The organism is Bordetella petrii (genome assembly GCF_020991325.1).
GTDB lineage: Bacteria > Pseudomonadota > Gammaproteobacteria > Burkholderiales > Burkholderiaceae_B > Bordetella_A > Bordetella_A petrii_E.
The window spans coordinates 1-6,304 of record NZ_JAJMLX010000258.1 but is presented as its reverse complement, the minus strand read 5'-3'; the positions used below and the strand labels follow the sequence as shown (position 1 = coordinate 6,304).

General features: G+C 64.1%; 8 protein-coding genes and 1 pseudogene. 2 read left to right on the top strand and 7 right to left on the bottom strand.

All coding sequences use genetic code 11. The features are described 5' to 3' along the window. Positions 1-155 (top strand): annotated as a pseudogene (locus tag LPZ50_RS20080) (methionyl-tRNA formyltransferase); the annotation flags it as partial. A gap of 97 nt (positions 156-252) precedes the next feature. Here the strand turns inward: LPZ50_RS20080 and LPZ50_RS20075 are convergent. The 4 genes from LPZ50_RS20075 to LPZ50_RS20060 are packed head-to-tail and all read right to left on the bottom strand — an operon-like array spanning position 253 to position 2,719. Further along, positions 253-879, bottom strand: coding sequence for a pyridoxamine 5'-phosphate oxidase family protein (locus LPZ50_RS20075; protein WP_230664268.1), 627 nt, complete (start codon positions 877-879; stop codon positions 253-255). A gap of 1 nt (position 880) precedes the next feature. Next, complete coding sequence (locus LPZ50_RS20070) at positions 881-1,513, bottom strand: HAD-IA family hydrolase (protein ID WP_230664265.1); 633 nt, start codon at positions 1,511-1,513, stop codon at positions 881-883. Continuing rightward, positions 1,510-2,100: a hypothetical protein gene (locus LPZ50_RS20065; protein WP_230664262.1), complete on the bottom strand. Its 591-nt coding sequence runs from the start codon at positions 2,098-2,100 to the stop codon at positions 1,510-1,512. The genes LPZ50_RS20070 and LPZ50_RS20065 overlap by 4 nt, the downstream gene beginning before the upstream one ends. Before the next feature lie 31 nt (positions 2,101-2,131). After that, the gene (locus tag LPZ50_RS20060; RefSeq protein WP_230664259.1) at positions 2,132-2,719 is read right to left on the bottom strand and encodes a TIGR00730 family Rossman fold protein; all 588 of its coding nucleotides are present in this window, start codon (positions 2,717-2,719) and stop codon (positions 2,132-2,134) included. Between the two features lie 205 nt (positions 2,720-2,924). On the opposite strand from LPZ50_RS20060, the gene LPZ50_RS20055 reads away from it, so the two are divergent. Then, entirely contained in the window at positions 2,925-3,479 is a 555-nt protein-coding gene (locus LPZ50_RS20055; protein ID WP_230664257.1) for a ferritin-like domain-containing protein, read from the top strand. A 268-nt stretch (positions 3,480-3,747) separates the two neighbouring features. On the opposite strand, the gene rimO is transcribed toward LPZ50_RS20055, so the two are convergent. The 3 genes from rimO to LPZ50_RS20040 form a co-directional block, all read right to left on the bottom strand. Beyond that, a complete protein-coding gene (gene rimO / locus LPZ50_RS20050) occupies positions 3,748-5,097 on the bottom strand; it encodes a 30S ribosomal protein S12 methylthiotransferase RimO (RefSeq protein WP_230664255.1) in 1,350 nt (449 codons plus the stop codon). A gap of 147 nt (positions 5,098-5,244) precedes the next feature. Next, the gene (locus LPZ50_RS20045) at positions 5,245-5,577 is read right to left on the bottom strand and encodes a helix-turn-helix domain-containing protein (protein WP_230664252.1); all 333 of its coding nucleotides are present in this window, start codon (positions 5,575-5,577) and stop codon (positions 5,245-5,247) included. Continuing rightward, complete coding sequence (locus tag LPZ50_RS20040; protein WP_230664249.1) at positions 5,574-5,870, bottom strand: type II toxin-antitoxin system RelE/ParE family toxin; 297 nt, start codon at positions 5,868-5,870, stop codon at positions 5,574-5,576. Before LPZ50_RS20040 ends, LPZ50_RS20045 begins: the two co-directional genes overlap by 4 nt. Positions 5,871-6,304 lie beyond the last annotated feature (434 nt).

Genomic DNA, 6,304 nt, shown 5'->3' with positions numbered 1-6,304 from the left:
TGGAACAAACCGTGTCCGCCGCGCCCGGCAGCGTGCTGCGCGCGGCCGCCGACGGCATCGACATCGCCACCGGCCAGGGCGTGCTGCGGCTGCTGGAACTACAGAAAGCCGGTGGCAAGCGCCAGCCCGTGGATGTGTTCGTGCGGGGCTGGTAACAGTAAAGGCCCTGGGGTCTGGCTCCCGCAGGGTGCCTGACCCCGATGTGGGCAGATGCCGCCCCGGTGCAAGCGGTGCCAGGCGTGTCCGCGCCGGTTAGTACAAGGTATCGCGTACGCGCGCCGGCAGGGCCCGGTCGTAGGCCTCGCCGTCGAATTTCCCCGCGCCGATGTCTGCCAGCATGCGTCCGGTGCTGGGCAGGCTGGCGCGGTCGACCTGTTTGGCGGCGTCCCACAGCGACGAGCGCACCAGGGCGCGCGAGCACTGAAAAAACACCGTTTCCACGTCCACCACCAATACCGAGCGCGGCGGCTTGTCCTGCATGGCCAGGCGTGCCAGCAGGCCGGGGTCGGTGCTGATGCGGGCGCGGCCATTCACCCGCAGGGTCTCGCCCACGCCGGGTACCAGGAACAGCAGCGCCACGCGCGGGTCGGCCAGGATGTTGCGCAGGCTGTCGATGCGGTTGTTGCCGCGCCGGTCGGGGATCAGCAAGGTCTTGTCATCGGCCACTGTCACGAAGCCGGCCGGGTCGCCGCGCGGCGATGCATCCACGCCGTCCGGGCCCACGGTGGCCAGCACCACGAAGGGGGCGGCTTCGATGAAGGCGCGGTAGTGCGGATGCACGTGGTCCACTTCCTTCATGATCGAGGTTTCACTGGGCTGGCCATACAGGGCCTGCAGGGCGTCCAGGTCTTTGATGCGGTGCGCGTCGTCGATGTGCATGTCAGGGTCGGGTCAGTACGGCCGGCAGGTCGGCCACGTTGAGAATGATGTCGTCGGGCGCGTGGCTGCGCAATGCATCCACATGGTTATAGCCCCATGCCACCGCCGCGGCCCGCACGCCCGCCTTGCGCGCGGCATCGATGTCGCGCATCTCGTCTCCCACCAGCACGCAGCGCTGCGGCGCCACCCGGTGGCGCGCCAGCAGGCGCTTCAGCTTGGCGGATTTGCCGAACATGTCGGTGCCGCATTCGAAATCGTCGAACCATTGCGCGGCTTGCGGGCCCAGCACGCGCCGCACATTGGCGGCCGAATTCGAACTGACCACCGCCAGGCGCAGGCCAGTCGCGCGCAATTCCTGCAGCGACTGGGCCATGCCGTCGAACAGCCGCACGTTGGGGTCCACCTCGCGCATCAGCTTGCGCACGTGCGACATGATGGCGGGCATTTTCCACATGGGAATGTCCAGCTGCTTCAGCACCTCGTGGGCATTCTGGTGGCGCAGTTGCGCGCGCTCGGCCGCGTTCACCTTGCGAAAGCCGTACTTGTCGGCCACGCCGTCCAGAATGGACTCGAACCACGGCATGGTGTCGGCCAGCGTGCCGTCGAAGTCGAATGCCGCCAGGTCGTATTTCAAGCCGTGCCGTCCGCCGGATACGCCTGGCGGTGGGCACGGCGTATCCAGTGCATCACGGGGGCCAGGGCTTCGATGGGGGGCGCGCTGTTCACCACGCGCTCGGAATCCGTCCAAGGGTAGGGCAACGCGGCCAGCCAGCCGAACACCGCCGGCGCGGTATCGGGCGGCAGGCTCTGCATGCTTTCGATCGTGATGGTCAGCCGGCTGGCCAGGTGCGGCGATTCCTGGAATTCCCATTCATAGCAGCCACAGCCCACGCGCACGTTGCCCGTAGCCTTTTCCGTCATGCCCACGAACCAGTCACAGGTGTAGTCAGCCAGCACCGTGTCTTCGCCCGGATGGCCCAGGTAGAACGTGAACACGTTTTCGTAGGTCTGGCCGAAGGTGCGCACCAGCGCCTCGGTAATGGCGTCCAGGCCGCGCGCTTCCGGCGGAAATGCAATGGCCTGGGTGCGCAGCGTCATCTTCAGCACGGCATCGCTGGCGAAGGCGCGCGCCATGAATAGCGGGCGATTCTCGTCCTTGGCGCGCAGGTAGTTGCGCATCAAGGACGACGTACTGGCTGGGGTAACCGTGGCTGTGGGCATGGCGAAGTTCGCGATGGGCAGGGTTGCGGTGTCAGTGTTCGCCCCGGTCGATCCACTTGGATACGGTGGGCGGTTGGTACGACGCGTAGCGGTCCAGCAGCGCGGCGGGCTGGTCCTCGACGATGAGCATGGCGCGATGTTCCGCGCGCATGAACGATTCTTGCACGGCGTGGTCCAGGAACGCGGCCATCTGGTCGTAGTAGCCGGCGACATTCAGCAGGCCGCAGGGCTTCTCGTGCATGCCCAGTTGCGCCCAGGTCCAGGTCTCGAAAATTTCTTCCAGCGTGCCGGCCCCGCCGGGCAGGGCCACGAAACCGTCCGAACGTTCGGCCATCATGGTCTTGCGTTCGTGCATGGACTGCACCACATGCAGTTCGGTCAGGCCGCGATGGCCCAGTTCCTTGCGCATCAGGGGTTCGGGAATGATGCCGATGACACGGCCGCCCTCGGCCATGACGGCGTCGGCCACCACCCCCATGATGCCTACGCTGGCGCCGCCATAGACCAGGCCGATGTCACGGCGCACCAGCTCGCGGGCCAGTTCGCGCGCGCCTTCGGCATAGTCGGGGCGGCTGCCGCTGTTGGAGCCGCAATAGACGCAGATGTTCTGGATTTTCATGGTTCGGGGTAATACACCAGTTACAAAAATACATCGACTGCCGATGCGGCAGTCAGTAACTAGTTTACGCAACTTGGCGGCGCGGCTTCCGCAGGCCTCTGCGCGTGCGGGCACAGCGGGCCTCGGGCACGCCATTTGCTGGGCTAGCGGACTCAGGGCGCCACGAGCCGGCCTGCCCCGCACAACATAACCAGGAGCCAGCGATATGCAACAAGCTACCCCCCAATCCCGCAACGGTGCGTTCGACATGGACGTGAATGCCATCCGCGCCAAGGCGCGCAAAGACATCGAGTCGGGCGCTGTCACCGAAGGCTACCGGGCCGACCGCGAAACCATACTGAAACTGTTGAACGAAGCCCTGGCGACCGAAGTGGTCTGTGTGCTGCGCTACAAGCGCCACTATTTCATGGCGCGCGGCCTGAATGCCGAGCCCGTGGCAGCCGAGTTCAGCGCGCACGCCACCGAAGAACTCGGCCACGCCGACCGCATCGCCGAGCGCATCGTGCAGCTGGGCGGCGAGCCCAACCTGTCGCCCAATGGCCTGCTGGACCGCAGCCACGCCGAGTACGTCGAAGGCAAGACGCTGCAGGACATGATCAAGGAAAACCTGATCGCCGAACGCATCGCCATCGACAGCTACCGCCAGATGGTGGACTACGTGGGCGACAAGGACCCCACCACGCGCCGCCTGCTGGAAGAGATCCTGGCCGTCGAGGAAGAACACGCCGACGACCTGGCGGACTTCCTGGCCAAGAATTGATAGGGCTGGGTGTCAGGCTCCCGCTAGGGTGCCTGGCGCCTATACCGTGTCGCCCTAAGACACGTTGTATGCCACGACAGTCTCGGTTGGACGGTGTCCGGCACCCTGGCGGGAGCCGGACACCTGGCCGTGGCGGCGCAAACTCGCCGCGGCGGCTAAGGTAGCGCCATGGGTGTCAGACACCTTGTGTGTCTGACACCGTCCATTGCACGATCCATGCGCACTTCGCTGCAGATACCCATTGTGGGGAGCCGAGGCCGGCCCGTGCCTACACCGCGTCGCCGTACAGGTCGTATTCGTCGGCGCCGGTGACGCGCACGCGCACCATGTCGCCCGGCCGCAGCGCGCGTTCGCTGTTCACGTAGACGCTGCCGTCGATTTCCGGTGCGTCGGCGCTGGATCGTCCCACCGCGCCGTCTTCGTCGATGGTGTCGATCAGCACGTCCACTTCGCGGCCCACGCGGGTTTGCAGGCGGGAGGCCGAGATGGCCTGCTGGTGCGCCATGAAGCGGTCCCAGCGTTCCTGCTTGACCTCGTCGGGCACCGCGTCGGGCAGCTCATTGGCGGGCGCGCCATTCACCGGCGAATACTGGAAACAGCCCACGCGGTCCAGTTGCGCTTCGCTCATCCAGTCCAGCAGATACTGGAAATCTTCCTCGGTTTCGCCCGGAAAGCCCACGATGAAGGTGGACCGCAGGGTGAGATCGGGGCATTCTTCGCGCCAGCGCTTGATGCGCGCCAGGGTCTTGTCTTCGAAGGCCGGGCGCTTCATCAGTTTCAGCACGCGCGGGCTGGCGTGTTGGAAAGGAATGTCCAGGTACGGCAGCACCTTGCCCTGCGACATCAGCGGAATCACTTCGTCGACGTGCGGGTAGGGGTACACATAGTGCAGGCGCGTCCAGACGCCCAGTTCGGACAAGGCCGTACAGAGCTCGGTCATGCGGGTTTTCACCGGGCGGCCATTCCAGAAACCGCTGCGGTATTTCAGGTCTACGCCATAGGCGCTGGTGTCTTGCGAAATGACCAGCAATTCCTTCACGCCGGCCTTCACCAGACGTTCGGCCTCGTTCAGCACATCGCCCACCGGACGACTGACCAGGTCGCCGCGCATCGACGGAATGATGCAGAAGCTGCAGCGGTGGTTACAGCCTTCGGAAATCTTCAGGTACGCATAATGGCGCGGCGTCAGTTTGATGCCCTGCGGCGGCACCAGGTCTACATACGGGTTGTGGTCGGCCTTGGGCGGCGCAGCCTGGTGCACCGCGCGCACCACTTCTTCATACTGTTGCGGGCCGGTGACGGCCAGCACGCTGGGGTGCACGTCGCGGATCACCGATTCTTCTACGCCCATGCAGCCGGTGACGATGACCTTGCCGTTCTCGGCAATGGCCTCGCCTATCGCTTCCAGCGATTCGGCCTTGGCGCTGTCGATGAAGCCACAGGTGTTCACGACCACCACGTCGGCGTCGTTGTATTCGGGGGTGACCTGATAACCTTCGGTGCGCAGCTGGGTCAGGATGCGTTCGGAATCGACCAGGGCCTTGGGGCATCCCAGGCTGACGAAACCCACCTTGGGAGTATGGTTTTTGTGGCTCGGCGGATGGGAGGGAGTGTTCATGTGGGCTTCCATAGGTGGCCCGGACCGAGCGAGAGGGTGCCCAGAGATACGAAGCCAAACCCGGATTTTAGCGGGTTGCAAACCCCCGCATGTTCTAGCCGCCCAGCCAGCTGGCCGGGCGTATCTGCAAGCGGGTGGCTGTGTGCATCACCCAATGGCCAGCCGAACCGGCTTGCCAACCCGGCTCAACATTTCCACCAGTGTGTCGATGGTGAACTTCGCTGTCTTCTTGTTCACCACGTCCGACACGCGCGGTCGCGACACCATCAGGATTTTCGCGGCCTCGGCCTGCTTCAAGTGATGCTGGGCAATCCATTCGGCCAGTTCCGACATCAGTTGCTCTTTGAGCAGCCGGGTATCGTTGATCTGTTGGCGCGACGCGGCTTGCAGCCGCGCGGCTTCCTCGGCCGGGAACCCCAGTTCGAGGAACAGGTTCGCGCCCGGTTTCGTGACATGGCGAATTCCGGTGTCGATCTTCATGGCCCGTCTCTTCTTGCATTGGCCACGGCACGATAACGCGCCGTGGCGATGTCCTTGTCTCGTTTGCTGGTCGCTTGTGTCTTCTTTTGGAAGCAGTGCAGGACGTACACAGCTTCCTCGAATTTGGCTACGTACATCACCCGAAAGATGCCGCTGGCGTCGCGGATGCGGATTTCCCGCGTTCCGGCGCCTACGTCATCGAATGGCTTCCAGTCGTCGGGCTCCAGGCCCGCCTGGACCTTGCTCAACTGGAAACCGGCATCCCGGCGAGGATCATCTGGGAATTCCACCAAATCGTCGTAAGCGGACCCAACCTAGCGGATCTCCTTCTCATGCTGCATACGTCGATCGGTATAAAATTTTATACCAATGTGCGCTGGCCGTAAAGGCGGAGGCCGCCTTCCAGGATGAAGTTCGTCACGCACCTGCGGTTGCCGCGGACTCGCGGTGCCGAAATCGGCTGCAAACTATAGCCGGCGGACAAAAGCTTTTCTTTGTGGATCATCGACACCGCTCAAGGTTCTTGATCAAGCAGAGGCGCAAAGTCTTCGAGCAAGAAAGCCTTCGAGTTTAGGTAGAGCTACCTAAGGACAGCCAAGGCTGGCCAACGATCTGACCGGGTACCACGGCGGCGTAAGGTAGTGCCATGGGGATCAGCAAGGCGGTCTGGCCGGACCGGTCGTCGAACTGCATGGGCGTGCCCACCTGTTCGGCGTGCAGCAGCCCC

Coding starts and splice junctions, on each gene's coding strand:
- LPZ50_RS20075 (WP_230664268.1), bottom strand. CDS start 879: ATGCACATCGACGACGCGCACCGCATCAAAGACCTGGACGCCCTGCAG.
- LPZ50_RS20065 (WP_230664262.1), bottom strand. CDS start 2,100: ATGCCCACAGCCACGGTTACCCCAGCCAGTACGTCGTCCTTGATGCGC.
- LPZ50_RS20060 (WP_230664259.1), bottom strand. CDS start 2,719: ATGAAAATCCAGAACATCTGCGTCTATTGCGGCTCCAACAGCGGCAGC.
- LPZ50_RS20055 (WP_230664257.1), top strand. CDS start 2,925: ATGCAACAAGCTACCCCCCAATCCCGCAACGGTGCGTTCGACATGGAC.
- rimO (WP_230664255.1), bottom strand. CDS start 5,097: ATGAACACTCCCTCCCATCCGCCGAGCCACAAAAACCATACTCCCAAG.
- LPZ50_RS20045 (WP_230664252.1), bottom strand. CDS start 5,577: ATGAAGATCGACACCGGAATTCGCCATGTCACGAAACCGGGCGCGAAC.